The organism is Helicobacter jaachi (genome assembly GCF_000763135.2).
GTDB lineage: Bacteria > Campylobacterota > Campylobacteria > Campylobacterales > Helicobacteraceae > Helicobacter_C > Helicobacter_C jaachi.
In genome coordinates this window covers 1-1,448 of the sequence record NZ_JRPR02000027.1, presented here as the reverse complement: position 1 = coordinate 1,448, position 1,448 = coordinate 1, and the positions used below count along the sequence as shown (strand labels likewise).

The window sequence follows — 1,448 nt, the reverse complement described above, 5'->3', positions numbered from 1 at the left end:
TGGTAAAATCCTCCATTGTGTCTATTTTCACATCTTGCATTTTAAATATTTTTTGCTCTCCTGCCTCTTTTTGCAATGTTTTAGATTCTATGGTAGAATCTTGCTTCGCGGTGGGTAGGCTAGTATCTAAGTTTGTCCTCGTTCCTTGCAACGAGCGGGTAAGCGGTTCGCCTTGCGGACTTACTATGCCCACTGCCTCCTTAAAAATATCACTATCTGTGCTAAGTTTTCCATTTTCTTTAAATTCTGTTTTAAATTTCAACTCATTATTTTTTGTGCTTATCGTCTCTACAACTGCATAATATCCATTTACTTGTTTAGCGCTAACAAGCTTATATCCTCCATCATCATTTTTCACTATTCCATACATGTCGGCATTATTTACGATATAATCGTGTGTTGCTATATCATTGTAAGTTAGCTGTGGCTGTTTATTTTGCTTGACCAAATTAGAATCTACTCCATGCCTTTGTATAGCGTGGCTCATAGAGCTTCCATTCATAGTAATTTTTATCGGCTTACTTGTATCCATTCCTAAGGCTTCCGCTATTTGCTTATTTTCCAGATTCCCTATCCATAGCTTAGAATCTAATTCTATTGCCTTATTTAAAAGCTCATCAGTTAGCTCATCTTTGTTAGCCATTCGTAAAGGCTTTGATTTATCTAATAAATCACTTTGCAAATTAGAATCTATTTTCGCACTAGATTCTACAGAATCCATAGCTTTCACGCCCGCACTAGATTCTAAAGCCTTAGATTCTGTAGATTCTACAGAATCTTGCGTTTTTATAGATTCTATGCTATCATTCCTTTTACTAGATTCTATGAATTCGCCTGATGTATTGTGCGGTGCTTCGGAAGAGTGCATAGTAGAATCTACCGCGTCTGTCGTATTCGCACGATGACTTAAGGACGCGGGGCTTTCTAAGTTTTCTAACTCTAAAGTATAAATTTTATTATCTCCTTGCACTTTTTCAAATGCTGTGATTTTTGCGACTGCATTTTTACCATTCATATTAATTCCTTGCCTAAATCGCAAAACATTCGCAATGTCAGCTCTACCTTTAGAATCTGCGTGTGTTTCTCTTAATTTTGCATCTTCAAAAAGTTCTTTTACATTCGCGCTAGCCTTTATATGCTCCTCTTTTGTAAAGCCATTTTCTATGCTTTTATCTATTGCTTTTTTGCTTATCATTTTTTTAGATTCATTAGCAGAAATGCGTGCGGTGATTCCTGTTTCTTTGTTTGTAATATCTGTGTTTAAAATGGGCTTTATTGCTTCCTTAAATTCTTTATTTAATTCTGCATAACTTTTTATTCCATCTGTGTGTAAAACTATAGGCTTAGCTGCGCTAGATTCTAAAGCACTAGATTCTACAGATTCCACGCGCGCGCCTTGCTTTGTCGCACTAGATTCTAAAGCCCTAGATTCCACAGATTCTGTCAAA

The 1,448-nt window shown here is 36.3% G+C and carries 1 protein-coding gene; it reads right to left on the bottom strand.

Annotation, left to right across the window (positions count from 1 at the left end):
• On the bottom strand, window positions 1-1,448 hold a 1,448-nt coding region (locus LS71_RS09555; RefSeq protein WP_194145700.1), incomplete at both ends, for a PBECR3 domain-containing polyvalent protein.